This is a genomic window from Bradyrhizobium sp. WSM1417 (assembly GCF_000515415.1).
Lineage (GTDB): Bacteria > Pseudomonadota > Alphaproteobacteria > Rhizobiales > Xanthobacteraceae > Bradyrhizobium.
The window spans coordinates 6,053,393-6,071,299 of record NZ_KI911783.1; the positions used below are offsets into that span (position 1 = coordinate 6,053,393).

General features: G+C 64.3%; 14 protein-coding genes and 1 pseudogene. 6 read left to right on the forward strand and 9 right to left on the reverse strand.

The genetic code is table 11. The features are described from left to right. Positions 1 to 128 precede the first annotated feature (128 nt). Positions 129 to 500 carry a helix-turn-helix domain-containing protein gene (locus BRA1417_RS0129865; RefSeq protein WP_027518927.1) on the forward strand — a complete coding sequence of 124 codons (372 nt, stop codon included), beginning with the start codon at positions 129 to 131 and terminating at the stop codon, positions 498 to 500. Positions 501 to 504: 4 nt separating this feature from the next. Here BRA1417_RS0129865 and BRA1417_RS0129870 read toward each other — a convergent pair whose 3' ends face one another. Beyond that, the gene (locus BRA1417_RS0129870; protein WP_027518928.1) at positions 505 to 918 is read right to left on the reverse strand and encodes a flagellar assembly protein FliX; all 414 of its coding nucleotides are present in this window, start codon (positions 916 to 918) and stop codon (positions 505 to 507) included. 270 nt (positions 919 to 1,188) lie between these two features. On the opposite strand from BRA1417_RS0129870, the gene BRA1417_RS0129875 reads away from it, so the two are divergent. The 4 genes from BRA1417_RS0129875 (at position 1,189) to BRA1417_RS0129890 (ending at position 3,706) form a co-directional block, all read left to right on the forward strand. Then, positions 1,189 to 2,313 (forward strand): flagellar basal body P-ring protein FlgI, encoded by a 1,125-nt coding sequence (locus BRA1417_RS0129875; protein WP_007602120.1) that lies wholly within the window; start codon positions 1,189 to 1,191, stop codon positions 2,311 to 2,313. After that, a complete protein-coding gene (gene flgJ / locus BRA1417_RS0129880) occupies positions 2,313 to 2,678 on the forward strand; it encodes a flagellar assembly peptidoglycan hydrolase FlgJ (protein WP_007612314.1) in 366 nt (121 codons plus the stop codon). Before BRA1417_RS0129875 ends, flgJ begins: the two co-directional genes overlap by 1 nt. Before the next feature lie 11 nt (positions 2,679 to 2,689). Next, positions 2,690 to 3,187 (forward strand): hypothetical protein, encoded by a 498-nt coding sequence (locus tag BRA1417_RS0129885; RefSeq protein ID WP_027518929.1) that lies wholly within the window; start codon positions 2,690 to 2,692, stop codon positions 3,185 to 3,187. A 159-nt stretch (positions 3,188 to 3,346) separates the two neighbouring features. Continuing rightward, positions 3,347 to 3,706 (forward strand): hypothetical protein, encoded by a 360-nt coding sequence (locus BRA1417_RS0129890; RefSeq protein WP_027518930.1) that lies wholly within the window; start codon positions 3,347 to 3,349, stop codon positions 3,704 to 3,706. 142 nt (positions 3,707 to 3,848) lie between these two features. On the opposite strand, the gene flaF is transcribed toward BRA1417_RS0129890, so the two are convergent. The 4 genes from flaF to BRA1417_RS0129915 form a co-directional block, all read right to left on the reverse strand. Continuing rightward, positions 3,849 to 4,217: a flagellar biosynthesis regulator FlaF gene (gene flaF, locus BRA1417_RS0129900; protein WP_007602113.1), complete on the reverse strand. Its 369-nt coding sequence runs from the start codon at positions 4,215 to 4,217 to the stop codon at positions 3,849 to 3,851. A 291-nt stretch (positions 4,218 to 4,508) separates the two neighbouring features. Next, positions 4,509 to 6,749 carry a DUF1522 domain-containing protein gene (locus BRA1417_RS0129905; RefSeq protein ID WP_027518931.1) on the reverse strand — a complete coding sequence of 747 codons (2,241 nt, stop codon included), beginning with the start codon at positions 6,747 to 6,749 and terminating at the stop codon, positions 4,509 to 4,511. Between the two features lie 243 nt (positions 6,750 to 6,992). Then, positions 6,993 to 9,305 (reverse strand): DUF1522 domain-containing protein, encoded by a 2,313-nt coding sequence (locus BRA1417_RS0129910; RefSeq protein WP_027518932.1) that lies wholly within the window; start codon positions 9,303 to 9,305, stop codon positions 6,993 to 6,995. Between the two features lie 320 nt (positions 9,306 to 9,625). Next, a complete protein-coding gene (locus tag BRA1417_RS0129915) occupies positions 9,626 to 11,905 on the reverse strand; it encodes a DUF1522 domain-containing protein (protein WP_027518933.1) in 2,280 nt (759 codons plus the stop codon). Positions 11,906 to 12,227: 322 nt separating this feature from the next. Between BRA1417_RS0129915 and flbT the strand changes: the two genes are divergently transcribed. Then, a complete protein-coding gene (gene flbT / locus BRA1417_RS0129920; RefSeq protein ID WP_027518934.1) occupies positions 12,228 to 12,653 on the forward strand; it encodes a flagellar biosynthesis repressor FlbT in 426 nt (141 codons plus the stop codon). A 72-nt stretch (positions 12,654 to 12,725) separates the two neighbouring features. Here flbT and BRA1417_RS0129925 read toward each other — a convergent pair whose 3' ends face one another. The 4 genes and pseudogenes from BRA1417_RS0129925 to BRA1417_RS0129940 all read right to left on the reverse strand — a co-directional run bounded on the left by BRA1417_RS0129925 (position 12,726) and on the right by BRA1417_RS0129940 (position 17,873). Further along, entirely contained in the window at positions 12,726 to 14,222 is a 1,497-nt protein-coding gene (locus BRA1417_RS0129925) for an aspartate aminotransferase family protein (protein ID WP_027518935.1), read from the reverse strand. Beyond that, complete coding sequence (locus BRA1417_RS0129930; RefSeq protein WP_027518936.1) at positions 14,219 to 15,454, reverse strand: RimK family alpha-L-glutamate ligase; 1,236 nt, start codon at positions 15,452 to 15,454, stop codon at positions 14,219 to 14,221. Before BRA1417_RS0129930 ends, BRA1417_RS0129925 begins: the two co-directional genes overlap by 4 nt. A gap of 1 nt (position 15,455) precedes the next feature. Further along, positions 15,456 to 17,104, reverse strand: a pseudogene (locus BRA1417_RS40990) (hypothetical protein). Continuing rightward, positions 17,094 to 17,873, reverse strand: a complete 780-nt coding sequence (locus BRA1417_RS0129940) for a hypothetical protein (RefSeq protein WP_027518937.1) — start codon at positions 17,871 to 17,873, stop codon at positions 17,094 to 17,096. The pseudogene BRA1417_RS40990 and the gene BRA1417_RS0129940 overlap by 11 nt, the downstream one beginning before the upstream one ends. Between the last annotated feature and the right edge of the window lie 34 nt (positions 17,874 to 17,907).

Below are 17,907 nucleotides of genomic sequence, written 5' to 3' on the forward strand. Positions count from 1 at the left end.
AGTAACCAATAGTTACTAGATATCGCAAAGAGCGCTGGTGTTAAGAGAGCACTTTGTGCTTACCTGATTACACAGAAGTAACCGGCGGCGGCCGGCCCATGAGCGGAATGGATCGCGAGGACCCGACGATGAAGCCAGACGTCTATGCAGCGAACTGCCCCACGCGACAGATCCTCGACCGTGTCGGCGACAAATGGGCGGTGCTGATCCTGCTGCTGCTGCGCGAGGAGCCGATGCGCTTCAATCAGTTGCGCCGCACGATCGAAGGCATTTCGCAGAAGATGCTGAGCCAGGTTCTCAAGTCGCTCGAGCGCGACGGATTGATCAAGCGTCACGCCATCGCAACCGTGCCGGTGACCGTGGAATACTCGATCACGCAGCTCGGCGTGACGCTCGCCGCAGCCGTCGATCCGCTGCGCGATTGGGCCGAACAGAATCTGAAAGACGTGCTCGCCGCCCAGCGCCGCTACGACGCGCAGCTGAAGGATGAAGCGGCGTAGGACGCTAGGCCTGCCCGGCCTTGGCGAGTTCGACCTCGACGCGCAGCTCGATCTCGGACAGCACCGAATCCAGGCCGGGATCGCCGGAGGACGATTTCAGGTTCGCCGCAGCATCACGCAGCCGCATCACGGTCGAGGCGTCGAGCTTGCCGGAGAGAAGCCCCATCTTGAGATCGTCAAGCACGTCGAGCGCGGTCTTTCCGCGCACGACCGAGCGCTTGCGACGCTCGACGGGATCCTCCTCGATGCCTTGCAGCGCGAGCAGCCCGTCGATGTTGGCGGCGGCCTTCGGTGCGGCGGCGCCCCGCGTCTCCGGCGCCGACGAGGTGTCGGGCAGCACGAAGCCGCCGGAGCTCGTCCGCCTGGCCTGGCTGGCCGGCGTTCCAAGCGTGGTGCCGTTCGGTCCGTAGATGCGCATCGGAAGCAATCCGGGTGATCGATGCGCCACATTCGCCGTTTTATGGTTAACGGCCCGTAAACAGCCCGGCAAAATCTGCCGACAGGCGGCAGTTTCGCTCCTCAGGGACAACACAGGCTGAGGTCGCTCGAAACAGATTTATTCAACCTAATCAGCGACCTACCCCCGCTGCCCCGAGTTGGCACAGCGCTCGCAAGGACAGCGTCGGACCAGCTCGTCATGGGAGTGTCGTGATGGTCCTTTGATTTGAGGAGCCTCGGGGAGCAGAGGATGCCAAGCGTTCGTTGGGTGAGACTTGTGGGGGTGGCCTGCGCCGCGCTGTCAGCGCTGGTGCTCTCGGTCAATTCTGCAAGCGCGACATCGCGCATCAAGGATCTCGCCAACATCGAAGGCGTGCGGCAGAACCAGCTCATCGGCTACGGCCTCGTCGTCGGCCTCAACGGCACCGGCGACACGCTCAACAACATCCCCTTCACCAAGCAGTCGCTGCAAGCGATGCTCGAACGCATGGGCGTCAACATCCGCGGCGCCACCATCCGCACCGGCAACGTCGCCGCCGTGATGGTGACCGGCAATCTGCCGGCCTTCGCCACCCAGGGCACGCGCATGGACGTCACCGTCTCCGCGCTCGGCGACGCCAAGAATCTCCAGGGCGGCACCCTGCTCGTCACCCCCCTCCTCGGCGCGGACGGCAACGTCTATTCGGTCGCACAGGGCTCGCTCGCGATCTCCGGCTTCCAGGCCGAGGGCGAGGCGGCGAAAATCGTGCGTGGCGTTCCGACCGTCGGACGCATTGTCAACGGTGCCATCATCGAGCGCGAGATCGAGTTCGCGCTAAATCGCCTGCCGAACGTCCGCCTTGCGCTGCGCAATGCCGACTTCACCACGGCCAAGCGGATCGCCGCCGCGATCAATGACTATCTCGGCGTCAAGACCGCCGAGCCGATCGACCCATCGACCGTGCAGCTTGCGATCCCGCCGGAGTTCAAGGGCAACGTCGTCGCCTTTCTCACCGAGATCGAGCAGCTCCAGGTCGATCCGGATCTCGCCGCCAAGATCATCATCGACGAACGCAGCGGCATCATCGTGATGGGCCGCGACGTCCGCGTCGCCACCGTTGCGGTCGCACAGGGCAACCTCACCGTCACGATCTCCGAGAGCCCGCAGGTCAGCCAGCCCAACCCGCTGTCCCGAGGCCGGACCGTGGTCGCGCCGCGCAGCAGCGTCAGCGTCACCGAGGACGGCAAGAAGTTCGCCGTGGTCAAGGACGGCGTCTCGCTTCAGCAGCTCGTCGACGGCCTCAATGGTCTCGGCATCGGCCCGCGCGATCTCATCAGCATCCTGCAGGCGATCAAGGCCGCCGGTGCGATCGAAGCCGACATCGAGGTGATGTGATGCAGACCGGCATGGTCAACACAGCACGGCTCGCCAGCTCCGCCTTCTCGGTAGAGAGCCGCAATGGCCGGCCGGACTTCGATCTCGCCGCGGCACTGCAAAAGGTCTCGCCGAAGCAGCAGGCCAAGGCGCAGAAGATCGCCACCGACTTCGAGGCGATGTTCCTCAACAGCATGTTCTCGCAGATGACCTCCGGCCTGAAGGGCGAAGGCCCGTTCGGCGACACCCCTGGCACCGGCGTGTGGCGCTCGATGCTGACCGAGCAATATTCCAAGAACTTCGCCAACGCCGGCGGCGTCGGCATCGCCACCGACGTCTATCGCACCCTGATCATGCAGCAGGCAAAAACGATCCGCACGGCATAAGGTCAAACGAGATGAACCACTTCAACGCCTCGCGTCAGCCGGTGCAAGCGCAGCGCCCGAACACCGCACCCGGCAGCGCCGAGGCGCGCAAGATCGCCGAGCAGCTGATGGATGCGATGAGTGCCCTGCTCGGCCTGATCGAGCGCGAGACCGAGCTCGTGCGCGCCGGCCAGGTCCGCGAGGCAATGACCCTCGAGAGCAAGAAGCAGGAGCTGTCGCGAAACTATGTCGGAGCCGTCACCCAGTTGAAGGCGAACCAGGCCCAGCTCGCCAAATCCGCGCCCGAGCTGCTCTCGACGCTGCATCGGCACCACGATGCATTCCGCGCGATGCTCCAGGTCAATCTCACCGTGCTCGCAACCGCTCACGCCGTCTCGGAGAGCGTCGTGCGCGGCGTCAACGCCGAGATCCAGAAGCGCAACGTGCCGAACACCTACACGGCCGCGGGACGCCGCGCCACGCCGGGCCCGCGCCACATCACGCCGCTCGCGGTCAGCCGCTCGCTCTGAGCGCGCGCAACAACAAGCGACAATTTTACGAAAAACCGCGCGACAACATCGTCGCGCGGTTAGGCACGTTTCCTTACCGGATGTTCAATCCCGGTGTTCCATGGTTGCGTATTGAGAGGGGTTGGGATTTGACTCACGTGAGGCAACCAGGAGGCTGCCATGAGTACAGATTTCAGCATCAGGCCGGTGGGGATACCGGTTGCCGTGCAGATCGTAACGACGTCGAATGCGGCGGCGAACGAGGCCGTGCAAACCGATCTGCCCGTGAGCCAGACAGTGGCTGCTGGCGATGCGAGCGCGCCTGCACGCAATGATTTGCGAAGCAACGAGAACGTCTCACGCCAGGTCGTGTTCGACCAGGCGGCGGCGTCGTTCGTCTTCCAGGTCGTCAACGACAGGACCGACGCGGTGGTGAACCAGTTCCCCGACGAAGCAATGCTGCGCCGGCGGGCCTATTTCCATGCGCAGGATTTGAAATCCGAGCCCTCGCGTCCGGCCAGCACGGACCGCAGCGCCTGACAATCAGGCGTCGAGCGTCGCAACGGCAACATCGAGATCGCTCGAACCGGTCGCGGGACCGGTGACGACGTTGTTGATCTGCGCCTTGCCGCTATCCGTCACTTGAACTTGATATTGCCGCCGCGGAACGAGCCGTGCTCGATCACGGACGGCCGGACAGACCAGCGGCGATATTGCGGTTGATCTCGATCAGCGGACGGAAGTGATCGAACTGCGGGCTCATCTGCAGCGCGGCGGTCTGGCTCAGCACGAACACGCTGATGTTGGCGATCTTCTGCCGGACCTCGATCGGCTGCGGATTGTTCTCGCGCATGGCCTCGCCCAGAAAGATCGTCCAGAGCTTGCGATTGAACATCAGGGCCTGCGTGGTCTGCTCGCTGAACGGCTCGGCGCTGTTGATCGCATCCTGAAGCTTGTTCGCGGCCTTGAGCAGGGTCTGCGCTTCGATGTCGCGAGGAGATGCGGTGGTCGTTGCAACACGCGCGTAGGCCGAGGCAGCGGAATTCGACATCAATCACACCCTGGAGGTTACCTAGCCCGTTGAACGCGCTTAAGGATTTCTTTTCCGACCCTAGGCAGCACCGCTTAAGATTTGCTTACATGTGTGCTTGGAAGCACTCCGGATTATTACGGGTCTCGGAGTTCTTCGTCATCGTGAAGCTAGACGCGCATGTGCACGCTGTAAACACGTCACGCGCGGTGTGCGTCGATCTCAGCTAATCCCGCCTTAGCGATCTCCGTAAAATGAACGGCGGAGCGTTAGCCCCGCCGCGAAATCGATGAGAGACCTTTCGCCGCGAAACTAGCGGAGCAGCTGCAGCACGCTTTGTTGCGACTGGTTGGCCAGCGACAGCGCGGACACCGCGATCGACTGGCGGGTCGACAGCGCCTGGCTGTTGGCCGCTTCCTCGTTGGTGTCGGCGAGCGTCAGGTTGGACGAGCCGGTCTGCAGCACGTTGATCAGGTTCTTGGAGAAGTCCTGACGCACCTGCACGATCGAGAGATTCGAACCGAGCGCCGAGCCTTCCGAGCGCAGCGTGCTCGAGGCGGCGTTGAGGCTCGCCAGCACCCTGTTGGTGGCACCGTTGTCGATGAAGTCGATACCGTTGACGAGGTTGCTGAGACCGAGGCCCGCCGCGTTGAAGACCACGCCGTTGATGCCGAGCGTGGAGCTGCCGGTCTCGTTGAAGATCAGTTTCAGCGTATCGCCGTTGAGCAGGTTGACGCCGTTGAAGGAGGCATCCTGCGAAGTCGTATCGATCTGCGCCAGGATGTTGTTGAACTGGTTGACCAAGTTCGAGCGCGCCGTCTGCGCGACCGGATCCTGGATCGGCGGCTGCGCGGTCGTGAACGCGACCACGCCCGTGATCGTGCCGGCGACCGCGCCCCCGGCGGTCACTGAACCTAGCGTCGAGGAAGCATACTCGTTGACGGTGGTGATCGTGAGCACGCCGTTGGCGTCGATCGTCGCGGTCAGATGGTTCGCCTGCAGCTGAGAATTCAGTTGATCGAGCGTCTTGACGGTGCCGTTGGTACCGTCACCGAAGGTCACGTTGACCGGCGTGCCGCCGTTGAACGAGGTAAAGGTCAGGGTCTTGCCCGAGATGCTGCCCGCTCCGGGCGCGCGACCAGCCGTGAAGGCCGTGCCAGTGCCAGTCGGACCGGTCAGTCCGAACGCGGACAGCGCGTTGCCCGTGCCGGTGATCGACAAATCCGCCGAGGTGCCGGTGCTGAGCTTGAGAGCTCCGTTGACGACCGAAGAAAGTGACGAACCGCTCGCCGCTGCCACGGCGCTGCCGCTGACGATGCCGGCACCCGAAGCCAGGTCGATCGCATTCAGCGAGTCCTGAACGCTTGCGCCCTGGAGATAAACGATGGAGTTGCCGTTGTTGTCGGTGACGATGTTGCCGATCTTGGTGGACCCCGTCGGAGCCGTAGCAGGAACCGCCGCGTTCTTGAACGACACCGTCTTGCCGTCAACGTTCAGCGTGGAGCCGTCATTGATGAGCGAGCCCAGCGTCGTGGGGCTCGTCAGACGTGCCTTGGTCACATTGACGTTGCCGGAACCGGTCGCGGTCGTCAGACCAAGCGCCTTGAGGAAGTCGGCCTTGCCGGTGATGCTGAGGTCGGCGCCCGTGCCGGTGGTGAGGGTGAGCTGGCCGCCGGCGACGGAGGCGACGGCGCCCGACGAGAGCGACAACACCGCAGTGCCGCCGGCGATGGCCGCCTTTTGCACGCCGGTCGCAAGATCGATCGCGTCCATCACGTCCTGGACGTTTGCAGCCGGGGCTGCGTTTGTCCCGAGGTAAACGGTCGAATTGCCATTGCCGTCGGTAACGACGTTGTTGTTCTTGCCGGAACCGGCGGGAACGCTGGCCGCCGCGGGCGCAGCGCCGGCCCGGAACGTGATGGTCTTGCCGTCGACGATCACGACGTCGCCGTCCGACGGCGCACCGTTCGCCGCAATGGTGGTGCCGCTCGGCGCGCCAAGCAGAGTCAGGCCCACGGCCAGGCTTGCTACCGTGCCGGCACCGTCGGGAGCGGCATTGCCGGTCAGGGCTTGCGAAATGCCGCCGAGCGTGGTCGTGCCAGTGATCGGAGTCGTACCGCCGGCAGTACCGTTGGTGACGACATTGCCGGTTGCGGTTGCGTAGGTGTAGCTCGTGGTGCCGCGAAGATCGGCTGGCGTAGCCCCCGGGATCGTGGTCGTGATGTTCGATTTGGTCGAATAGCCGACCGTGGTCTGAAGCGCCTGGTTCGCGATCGATTTGGCGCTGTCGATGAGCTTTTGCAGCGAGGTGATGCCGGTGTTGGCGGCCTGCAGCACCTGCACACCGTTGTTGATGCCGTCGAGCAGGTTGCTGATGTCGCTCGCCCGGTTGTCCAACCCTTGCGCGGTGAAGAAGTTGGTGGGATTGTCGAGCGCCGTGTTGACCTTCTTGCCGGTCGAGAGGCGCTGCTGCGTCGTGGCCAGCAGGTCGGCCGTCGACTGCAGTGACAACAGGTTCTGGCGAACGGACGCCGAGAGAACGATGTTGGACATTGGCTGGTCTTCCTCTTGAACCGGGTACGAATCGGGGCTCGCCGATCTGGAAAGCGGGCTTTTGTCCACTTTTAGGGGCTGTCCTTTAAAGTATGGTTAACGACGGTTTAAGGGATACGGTTAATGCCGAGTTAGCGCCCCCCTCCCGGCCCCGGCTGCACGTCTGCACGGTCTCCGCACACGCAAAAAAGCGGCGGAGCCGAGGCCCCGCCGCCATATTTATCTTGTGATTTCAGTTGCTTATTAACGGAGCAGCTGGAGCACGCTCTGCTGTGAGGTGTTGGCCAGCGACAGCGCGGAGACCGCGATCGACTGGCGTGTCGACAACGCCTGGCTGTTGGCCGCTTCCTCGTTGGTGTCGGCCAGCGTCAGGTTGGACGAGCCGGTCTGGAGCACGTTGATCAGGTTCTTGTTGAAGTCCTGACGCACCTGCACCACCGACAGGTTCGAACCGAGGGTCGAGGCTTGCGAGCGCAGCGTGCTCGAGGCCGCGTTGAGACTGGTGAGCACCCGGTTGGTCGCCGCGTTGTCGATGAAGTCGGTGCCCCGTACCAGCGAGGCCAGACCCAGCCCCTTCGAGTTGAAGGTCACACCGGTGATGCTCAGGCTCGACTTCGCAGTCTCGTCGAACACCAGCTTGAGCTGATCGCCGTTGAGCAGGTTCACGCCGTTGAAGGACGAGTCGACCGAGGTCGTGTCGATCTGCGACAGGATGTTGTTGTACTGGGCGACCAGGTTGGAACGGCTGGCCTGGGCAACAGCATCGACCGTCGGCGCGGTCGCGTTGGTCCAGGTCAGGGCCGTCGTGATCGTGCCGCCGATTCCGCCGCCAGCGACAGCCGATCCGATCGTCGAGGATGCGTAGTCGTTGATCGCGGAGACCGTGAGCAGCCCGTTGGCGTCGATCGTGGCGGCCAGGTTGTTGGCCTGAAGCGCCGTGTTGAGCTGATCGAGCGTCTTGACCGTGCCACCGGTGCCGTCGCCGAAGGTGACATTGACCGCCGTGCCGCCGTTGAAGGAGGCGAAGGTCAAGGTCTTGCCCGAGACACCGCCGGCCGACGCCGAGCGGGTCGCCGAGAAAGCGGTGCCGGTGCCGGTCGAGCCGGTGAGGCCGAGCACGGACAAGGCATTGCCTGAGCCGGTGATCGACAGATCCGAGTTCGCGCCCGTCGAGATGTGGAGCGAACCGGCAACCAGCGAGGACGCGGTCTGGCCGCTGGCTGTCGCCAGGGTTGCAGCACCCGAAGCGATGGTTGCTGCCTGAACGCCGGTGGCGAGATCGACCGCGCTCAGAATGTCGGCGACGGTGCCCTTGTTCAGGTAGACGATCGAGTTGCCGTTGCCATCGGTGACCACGTTGCCGGTGACGCCGGATCCCGTCGGCACGTTTGCCGCAAGCGGCGTGCCGCCGTTCTTGAACGTGATGGTCTTGCCGTTGACGTTCAGGGTCGATCCGTCGGTGATCAGCGAACCAAGGCTGCCCGAGACGGTTGTGCGGGCCGCCGTCAGGGTCGCGTTGCCGGAGCCGGTCGCGGTGGTCAGGCCGAGCGCCTTCAACAGGTCAGCCTTGCCGATCACGCTGAGATCGGCGCCGGTCGAACTATCCAGCGTGATCTTGCCGGCGGTGATGGCAGCCGGGGTCTGGCTGGTGTTGTTGGCGTTGATGGTGGCCACACCGGCCGCGATCGTGGCGCCGCGGGTGCCCGCCGCAAGGTCGATCGCCTTCAGGACGTCGCCGACCGTTGCGGTCGAGTTCGCCGCACCGCTGCCGAGGTAGATGACCGAGTTGCCATTGCCGTCAGTCGCGATGCTGCCGGTACCGCCGCCATCCACGCCGTAGCCGCTCGGCAGGCTGTTGGTCGATCCCGTGACGCCCGGAGCGGCGCCGGCCTTGAAGGTGATGCTGTGGCCGTCGACCGTGAGGGTCGTGCCGTCGGTGAACTGAGTGGCGCCAATCAGGCCCAGGCCGCTCGTTGCACCAGCCAGGCCGTCACCGTAGAGCAGCGTGCTCGCGGTGATGGCTGCCGCACCGCCGCCGTTGTTGTCGTTGACCGCAGCGGTTCCGACATACGCAGCGGCCGTACCACCAAGCGTGGTCGTCCCGGTCGCCGCGGTGACGCCGCCGGCAGCGCCGGAGAACAGCACGTTGGATTGCGCGGTCGCGCTGGTGTAGGTCGTGGTGCCGCGCAGGTCGGAAGCGGTCGCACCGGCGATTGTGGTCGAGACGTTCGACTTGCTGGAGTATCCGACCGTGGTCTGCAGCGCCTGGTTTGCGATCGACTTGGCGGAGTCCAGCAGCTTCGACAGCGAGGTGATGCCGGTATTGGCGGCCTGGAGCACCTGCACGCCGTTGGCAATGCCATCGAGCAGATTGTTGATGTCGCTGGCGCGGTTGTCGAGCGACTGGGCCGTGAAGAAGTTGGTGGGGTTGTCGAGCGCCGAGTTCACCTTCTTGCCGGTCGACAGACGCGACTGAGTGGTGGCGAGGAGATCGGCGGTGGACTGGAGCGAGAGCAGGTTCTGGCGAACCGACGCAGAGAGAACAATACCGGACATAACTCTTACCCTTCTGGTTTACGCGTCTTCGTTCGATCGCTTCGGATCGAGTGACGGGCACAGCCTGAGGGGACATGGCTAACAAAAAGTGAAACCTGGTCTCGCACCGTAAGCGCCGGTTCACCATAAGTCTCCAGGAGCACGCGGGATCAGCGATGATAACCTTGAAATTCCTCGCTTTTTGCGGCGTTTGCCTCTCGTTAACCATAACCAACGGTTACTTTTCGAGCTGACGGTTTGCCTCTCCATCGGAGCGCGCAAAAAGAAAGCGGCGGGGCCGAAGCCCCGCCGCCATGTCTTGATTGCGATGTCAGCCGCTATTAGCGGAGCAGCTGCAGCACGCTCTGCTGCGACTGGTTGGCCAGCGACAGCGCGGACACCGCGATCGACTGGCGGGTCGACAGCGCCTGGCTGTTGGCCGCTTCCTCGTTGGTGTCCGCCAGAGTCAGGTTGGACGAACCGGTCTGCAGCACGTTGATCAGGTTCTTGTTGAAGTCCTGACGCACCTGCACGATGGAGAGGTTCGAACCGAGGGTCGAAGCTTCCGAGCGCAGGGTGCTCGAGGCCGAGTTCAGGCTGGTGAGTACCTTGTTGGTCGCGGCGTTGTCGATGAAGTCGGTACCCTGCACCAGGCCGGCCAGACCCAGACCCTTCGAGTTGAAGGTCACGCCGGTGATGTTGAGGTTGGACTTGCCGGTTTCGTCGAACACCAGCTTGAGCTGGTCGCCGTTCAGCAGGTTGACGCCGTTGAACGAAGCATCCAGCGAGGTCGTGTCGATCTGCGTCAGGATGTTGTTGTACTGGGACACCAGGTTGGTACGGGTAGCCTGGGCAACAGCATCCGCAACCGGAGAGGTGGCGTTCGACCACGTCAGCGCCGATGTGAGCGTGCCACCGATGGTGCCACCCGCAGCAGCCGAACCGATCGTCGAGGAGGCGTAGTCGTTGGTCGCCGAGACCGTGAGCAGGCCATTGGCGTCGATCGTGGCGCTCAGGTTGTTGGCCTGAAGAGCCGTGTTGAGCTGATCGAGCGTCTTGACCGTGCCGCCAGTGCCGTCGCCGAAGGTGACGTTGACCGCCGCGCCGCCGTTGAAGGCGGAGAAGGTCAAGGTCTTGCCCGAGACGCCGCCCGACGCCGCAGAACGGCTTGCGGTGAAGGCGGTTCCGGTGCCGGTCGAACCGGTCAGACCGAGCGAGGACAGCGCATTGCCCGTGCCGGTGACCGACAGATCCGCATTGGCACCGGTCGAGATGTGCAGAGCGCCGGCGACGATCGAAGACGCCGTCTGGCCGGTGGCAGTGCTCAGGGTCGCCGTACCGCTGGCGTTGGACGCCGTCTGCACGCCGGTGGCGAGATCAACGGCGGTCAGGATGTCGGCGACGGTGCCCTTGTTCAGGTACACGGTCGAGTTGCCGCTGCCGTCGGTGACGACGTTGCCGGTGACGCCAGATCCGGTCGGCACGTTCGCAGCAGCGGGCGTACCGCCGTTCTTGAACGTGATGGTCTTGCCGTTGACGTTTAGCGTCGAACCATCGTTGATCAGCGAGGCAAGGCTGCCCGTAGCCGTCGTGCGGCTCGCGGTGACCGTTGCATTGCCGGAGCCGGTGGCACCGGTCAGACCGAGAGTCTTCAGCAGGTCGGCCTTGCCGGTGACGCTGAGATCGGCGCCCGTCGAGGTTTCGAGGGTGATCTTGCCGGCTGCGATCGCCGATGGGGTCTGGCTGGTGTTGGTCGTGATCGTTGCAGCACCCGCGGCGACGACAGCGTTCTTGACGCCGCTGGCGAGGTCGATTGCGGTGAGGACATCGCCGACGGTCGCCGTCGAGTTCGCCGCACCCGAACCAAGATAGATGATCGAGTTGCCACTGCCGTCAGCAGCGACATTGCCGCTGATGCCGTAGCCGCTCGGAACAGTCGCCGCGGTCGGAGCAGCGCCTGTCTTGAAGGTGATCGAGTGACCGTTGACGGTGAAGCTCGAGCCGTCGGTGAACTGCGTGGCGCCAATCAGGCTCAGACCTCCAGTCGCCGGGGCGGCGCCGTCACCGTAGAGCAGCGTGGTCGCGGAGATTGCAGCGGGCGTACCCTGGTTGTCGTTCACAACGCTGCCGGTGACTGCCCCGATGGTGCCGCCGAGAGTGGTGGTGCCGGTCGCCGCCGTCACGCCGCCAGCCGCGCCGGAGAACAGCACGTTGGAGAGCGCGGTCGCGCTGGAGTAGGTCGTGGTGCCGCGCAGGTCGGAAGAAGTCGCGCCGGCGATCGTGGTCGAGACGTTCGACTTGGTCGAGTAACCGACCGTGGTCTGCAGCGCCTGGTTGGCGATCGACTTGGCGGAGTCCAGCAGCTTCTGGAGCGAGGTGATGCCGGTGTTGGCGGCCTGAAGCACCTGCACGCCGTTGGCAATGCCATCGAGCAGATTGTTGATGTCGCTGGCGCGGTTGTCGAGCGACTGTGCCGTGAAGAAGTTGGTGGGGTTGTCGAGCGCCGAGTTCACCTTCTTGCCAGTCGACAGGCGGGACTGGGTGGTGGCGAGGAGGTCGGCGGTGGACTGGAGGGAGAGCAGGTTCTGGCGAACCGAAGAGGAGAGAACGATACCGGACATACTGTTACCTTTCTGGTAGCTACGCGTCCTGTCTGACCGAGATTGATCAAACGACGGGCGGACGGTTGCGTCCAAGCCTCTAACAATCCGTGAAATGAAACTCCGGGTTTGTCTGCTTCAGGCCTTCAAACCCGGTCCGAAGGCGCCAGTCCGAAATTTAGCCCGGAACCAGCGCCTTGAAATCCTTCACGTTTCCACGACGGCGGCCGGCGTTTACAACCCGTTAACCACATTGAGCAAGGATTGGACCCAAATCAGAGCCGGCAGCCGTCAGCGGGGGCACGCACGAGGCTCGTTACAAAAGGGTTGATGGAGAACAGGCATGGCTCTCAAGGTCGAACTCAAACCACACGAACGCATCATCGTAGGCAATTCGGTGATCACCAACACGGATCAGCGCGCGCGTCTTCTGATCGACGGCGAGAACGTGCCGATTCTGCGCGAGCGCGACATCCTCACGCCGGAGACCGCCGATACGCCGGCCAAGCTCGTCTATTTAGCGGTGCAGCTCATGTACATCTCGCCGGACCCGCAGACCCAGCACGGCACCTATTTCAACCTCGTGCGTGACATCGTCACCGCGGTGCCCAGCTCCTGGCCGATCATCGAGGGCATCAACAACAACATCATGAGCGGCGACCTCTACAGGGCGCTCAAGGAGGCTCGCAAGCTGATCGCTTATGAAGACAAGCTGCGCGACCAGTACGAAGCCAGCCATCTCAAGAGCGACGTCAGCTCGGCCGCCTGAGCACTTCCCAACATCTGAAACAAAACCGCCCCGGACCAGGTCCGGGGCGGTTTTGTTTTGAAGGAACCGCCATCACTGCGCCGCGAGCGGCGGTGCCTCGACCTCGATCACGCCGCCGCTGCGCCGGGCACCGAACTCCAGCACGGCCGCGACCAGCGCATCGATATCCCTCTCCTCGGTGCGGTGATTGACGATCGCGGCGCGGATCGCAAACCTGCTGTCCAGCGTCGTGCTCGAGGGCGCCGCGATACCGGACTCCTGGATGTCGGCAACGATCTCGCGATTGACCTCGTCGGCGGCGCGGTAACGGAAGCAGACGATGTTGAGATTGACCGACGCCAGCAATTCCAGCCGCGGCTCGGCGAGAACGCGCGTCTCCAGATATTTCGCCAGCGCACAGCTTCGCGCGATCACCGCACCGAGCCGATTTGTGCCGAACGTCTTCAGCGTGAACCAGGTCTTCAGTGCACGGAAGCCGCGCGACAGATCGGGGCCGAGATCGCAGGGCCAGATCGCGCCGGCCGCAAGTCCCCTCGCCTCGCGGCGCAGATAGGCCGCGGGCTGCGCAAAGGCCTGCCGATGCTGCTCGCCGTCACGCACCAGCAGGAAGCCGGCGTCATAAGGCACTTGTCCCCATTTGTGGAAGTCCAGCGCAATGGAATCCGCAAGCTCGATGCCGCCGAGCAGCGGCGCAAGTTCGGGGGACAGGACCGCGAGCGCACCGAAGGCGCCATCGATGTGAAACCAGATTCCCTCCTCGCCACACAGCTGCGCGATCGCCTTGAGATCGTCGACCGCGCCGATATCGACAGTACCGGCGGATGCGACGACCAGGAACGGTTTGAAGCCGACCTCGCGATCGATCGCGATCTGCGCACGTAGCGCGGCAACGTCCATGCGATGCTCGGCATCGACGCCGATCTTGCGCAGCGCATCGGTCCCGAGGCCGGCGATGTCCATCGCCCTCGAGACGCAGCCATGCGCGGCCTGCGATGTATAGGCGGTGAGAAGCGCACCGTCATTGCCGATGCCGTATTGCCGCGCCAGCGCGCCGAGCGCGCTCGTACGTGCCACCAGCACGGCCATCAGATTGGCCATCGACGTGCCCGTCACGAAGATGCCGCTCGCGCTTTCCGGGAAGGCGAACAGGCTGCGCATCCAGCGGACGATCTGGCGCTCGACTTCGATCGGCATGTGATCGCGGCCGCCGAGATTGGCGTTGAGGCCTGCCGCGAGCATTTCCGCGACCATGCCGACCGCGGTGCCGCCGCCATGCACCCAGCCCATGAAACCGGGATGGACGTTCCCGGTCGCATAGGGCGCGACATGTTCGGAGAAGTCGCGATAGACGTCGGCGAGATTGCTCGCCTCGCGCGGCACGTCGGCCTCGAATGCCGCGCGGACGCCGTCGGGAATCGGCTGCCACACCGGACGCGCGCGAACGTTGGCGATGCTGTCGATCGTCTCGTCGAGCATGCGATGGGCGAGCGCGCGAAACTCGCTCCAGTCCTGCGGATCGAGCGAAGTGTGCGTGACGGAGCTTTGCGTGTTGCGAATGATCTCGTTCATGCTGCACTCCCCTCACCCGCTCTTGCGTGCCGCGACAGCATCGTCGTGAATGCCGCGAAAATCTTGCGCATCTGCGGCGGCTTGTAGGGAAACACGGCGGGCGGATCCATGTTGTGCACGACAGCGGTGTTGTCGGCTTCGAACACCAGCAGTTCGCCGTTGCTGTTTTCGGCGCAATCGACGATGAAATAGTCGAGGCCGACACGCTTGCTCATCTCGTCAAGCGCGCTGCGATGACGCGCAGCGAAAGCGCCGTCGAAGTCGAGCATGAAGGCGGCTTCTTCGGCTCGCTTCTCCTCGCTGAACGCCATGTAGGCGTTGAGATACCAGATGTCCCAGCGGTCCGCGATCGCCATGTGGCAGGCGTAAGGCTTGCCGTCGACCATGGCGAGGCGATATTTGCGATAGAGCCCGTCGGGGTTCGCATAATCGACGAAGCGCGCGACGAAGAAGTTCTGCTCCTCGCGCTCGGCAAGGTAGGCTTTGAGCGCCGCGGCATCGTCGATCTTCGCGAGCCCGACACCGGCATGCGTGCCGCGTGGCCGCACGATCATCGGAAAGCGCAGCTCCCCCGTAATGCTCTCGCAGGCGATCTTGCCTTGCGAAAGCTCCAACAACTGCGCGCGCGTCGCGTGCGCGGTCACGGGAATGTCGAGACCGGGGATGCCCGCCAGCAACCGGAACAGTTTGTCGCGATCGAGATTGCCGATCAGCTCTGGACGATTGAGCAGTGGCCGCGGCCAGCGCGGCGCGGCCTGCTTGATGGCGGCGAGTGTCTCACGGCATTCCTCGGAATCAGAAGCGACCACGATGGCGATGTCGTGCTCGGGCAACGTCTCGGGAAGGCCGACGCCCTTGATGACGTAGAGCGTCAGCAGCTCGATATCGGAGCCTTCGAGCAGGAATTCGATCGGGGTATTGCCGCCCATGTCGATGTCAGCCGCGAGCGCGAGCACCCGCAGGCGGGGCTTCGCGACCGCGCAAGGGGTACGAAACAATTGGTGGAAGGAGAGCACCTCGCTCTGGATCACCAGCCCGGCCTCCTTCTCGCCGAGGAGCTGGGCGATCAGCGACAGATCCAGGCCCTCGCCGGCCTCAGCCGTCCCCTCCGCGATCCGCGCCAGAAGATGTTCGCGTAGCGGGTGCAAATCGCCGCCCTCGAAGGCCCGGCGCGTCAACTGCGCAAAGCCGATGCGGTCGGAATAGTTCGGCGTGGAAACGGAATGCTGCATCTCAAACCTCGAACGCGGATTTTTCCGGCATGGCCGCAGCAGCGGCACGGTCAAGCAGCAGTTCGATCTTAGCCAGGACGTGAGCGATACGATCGAGAATGTGCTGCAAATTGTGTTGCGCCTGCGCGGCGTCGGCGGACCAGGCTTCGGTGACGAGCCGCGCGCCCACACAGAGGCGCAGCACGGCCTGCGCGCATCGTCCGGCCGCTCCAGCCTGACCGGCTGTCCAATGAGACAGCGCTGCGCGGCGACCTGCCGGTCCGCCGCGCTGCCGCCGATCTCCTGGTTGATGTCGCGCTCCAGCGCGCGATGAACGGCGCCGGTCTCGGCGATCGAGACAGGCTTGCCCTCGCGCAGCAGCGTGAATGGAAAGATCGAACGTTGCGCGAACTCCTCGTCGTCCGCGACGCTCGTCTCGATTGCGCTTGGAACGGCGCGAAGCGCCGGCGACAACGCGATCATGCTGTCGATGCCGGCGGCAAGCTCGGCCAGCGCCCTGGCGCGAAACGCGCCGGGCACGGCATAATAGCTGCCGATCTCGCTGAGCGCCGCCTCCCAGCGCAGCCATTGACCGAAATTCGGCCGGCGCTCGAAGCGCGAGCGCAGTGCCGTCCAGGCCATCGGCCAGTCGCAGCGGCCGGCATAGTCGAAGATGCCGGGCGCAATCGTGCCGATCCGGCCGAGTGACCGCGACAGACCTTTCGGCACCAGCAGCGCACCGCTGAAGGCCGGCCCGCCGAAAAACTTCGAGCCGGTCATCAGCACCATAAAGCCGCGATCGAGATAGCAGCGCAGCCGGCGGCGGCCGAGCCGCGCCTGGCAGGCATCGACCACCACCTGAACCTTGCGCGGCCAGCGCCGCGCGATCTCATCGAGGCAGGCAGCACTCGGCGCGCGCCAGCCGAGTTTTGACGAATCCATGATCTGCAACAGAACGCGGCGGCCTTGCGCGAGGCTGTTCTCGACGGCACGCATGACCGCAGCATCTGCATCGGCGCACATCGCGAGGCCGGACGCGACATCGAGCAGCGGCACCGCGATGCTGTCGCCGGCGAGGCCCGCGACCGCGGCATCCTTGCGCACGACAATGCCGCTTGCCTTCATCGCGCTGAAATGATGTCCGCGCGCGGTATGGACCGTGCCGCTGCCGGTCTGGTCGGCGCCGACCACGATCGTCACCGGCGAGGCGCCGAGCACCGCGCGCGCCAGGAACAACGCGTGGAGCTGGGAATCCGTGCCGGACGGCGAGAACACGATATCGACACGCGGCGGGAGCTGGAGATGGCTGCGCAATTCCTCGCGCATGTCCTCGCAGCGCGCGTCGAACGCGATCTCGACCTCGTCGAAAAGGCACCTGTGCATCAGTTCTTCGCGCGCCAGGGCGGCGCGGTCATAGGCGGCTTGCGAGATGGTCGAGGCGGTCGAGGAGGCGAAATTCCAGATCTCCGGCTTCGGCGAGGCCGCACAGCCATAGGCGTTGACGCGATCACTCGGGTCGAGCGCCAGCCGTAGGTCTCCACCAGAGATCAGCAACGTATCCAGCGGCGTGAAGAGATCGCGCAGGCGATAGCGCGAGCCGCCGTCGAAGGCGCGATCCGTGCCCGACACACGGGAGGCGCCGACGTTCATCCCGAAAGGCTCACGCCGCATCGGCCGCCGCCGGCGCGGCTGCGAATTGCGAAGCGACGTCGCCGCGGAACACCGACGGCCCGACGTGATCGAGCGAGCTCTGGATGTCGGCCCAGATATCGCCGCCGATATCGGTCCAGCGCTTGCAGAAGGCGAAGTCCTCGGAAAGATAGGTGCCGGTGGCGGGGTCGATCATACACTCGAATAGCGCGAAGCGGTTGCGGCTCCCCGCCAGGGTATCGTGCGAATGCTCGCGGAAGAACTGCAGGGCCGCATAGTCCGGATGACGGCACATCGTCTCCAGCACGTGGCGCCGGATCATCAGGAAACCGGTCCCGGCGTAGCGAACGCGGGTAAAACCGTTGACCACCACGATGCGATCGGGGTCCTCGATCTCGAGCACATAGTCGAGCGAGGCGGCCGGCACATCGGCCCGGCCGGCCTGGATCGCCCGCTTCGCCTTGTCCCAGTTGACCCGCTTGATCGGATAGCAGCCGGCAACGACGTCCGCGCCGCACTCGATCAGCCGGAACACCTGCTCGGGCTTGAATCCGATGTCGGCGTCGATGAACAGGAAATGCGTCGCCTTGGGATCGTCCAGGAACATCGCGGCCAGGTTGGCCCGCGCGCGCGTGATCAGCGCGTCTCCATCGCGCAGCAGCACCGTGAGCTCGAGATTGGGCACGCCATGCACGGCGCGCTGGAGCGCGAAGATCGAGCTGGCGTAGATGCTCGACACCTGCCCGCCGAAACAGGGCGTCGCCACCACCAGCTGCATCTTGTCCGACATTGACGGCTCCGCCCCGCTCCAATCCTCACCAAGA

Bases quoted from the DNA above. Each gene is read 5' to 3' on its own strand.
- BRA1417_RS0129925 (WP_027518935.1), bottom strand. From the start codon at position 14,222: ATGAACGAGATCATTCGCAACACGCAAAGCTCCGTCACGCACACTTCG.
- BRA1417_RS0129915 (WP_027518933.1), bottom strand. From the start codon at position 11,905: ATGTCCGGTATCGTTCTCTCCTCTTCGGTTCGCCAGAACCTGCTCTCC.
- BRA1417_RS0129885 (WP_027518929.1), top strand. From the start codon at position 2,690: ATGAACCACTTCAACGCCTCGCGTCAGCCGGTGCAAGCGCAGCGCCCG.
- flgJ (WP_007612314.1), top strand. From the start codon at position 2,313: ATGCAGACCGGCATGGTCAACACAGCACGGCTCGCCAGCTCCGCCTTC.
- BRA1417_RS0129940 (WP_027518937.1), bottom strand. From the start codon at position 17,873: ATGTCGGACAAGATGCAGCTGGTGGTGGCGACGCCCTGTTTCGGCGGG.
- BRA1417_RS0129870 (WP_027518928.1), bottom strand. From the start codon at position 918: ATGCGCATCTACGGACCGAACGGCACCACGCTTGGAACGCCGGCCAGC.
- flbT (WP_027518934.1), top strand. From the start codon at position 12,228: ATGGCTCTCAAGGTCGAACTCAAACCACACGAACGCATCATCGTAGGC.
- BRA1417_RS0129865 (WP_027518927.1), top strand. From the start codon at position 129: ATGAAGCCAGACGTCTATGCAGCGAACTGCCCCACGCGACAGATCCTC.
- flaF (WP_007602113.1), bottom strand. From the start codon at position 4,217: ATGTCGAATTCCGCTGCCTCGGCCTACGCGCGTGTTGCAACGACCACC.
- BRA1417_RS0129905 (WP_027518931.1), bottom strand. From the start codon at position 6,749: ATGTCCAACATCGTTCTCTCGGCGTCCGTTCGCCAGAACCTGTTGTCA.
- BRA1417_RS0129930 (WP_027518936.1), bottom strand. From the start codon at position 15,454: ATGCAGCATTCCGTTTCCACGCCGAACTATTCCGACCGCATCGGCTTT.
- BRA1417_RS0129910 (WP_027518932.1), bottom strand. From the start codon at position 9,305: ATGTCCGGTATTGTTCTCTCTGCGTCGGTTCGCCAGAACCTGCTCTCG.
- BRA1417_RS0129890 (WP_027518930.1), top strand. From the start codon at position 3,347: ATGAGTACAGATTTCAGCATCAGGCCGGTGGGGATACCGGTTGCCGTG.
- BRA1417_RS0129875 (WP_007602120.1), top strand. From the start codon at position 1,189: ATGCCAAGCGTTCGTTGGGTGAGACTTGTGGGGGTGGCCTGCGCCGCG.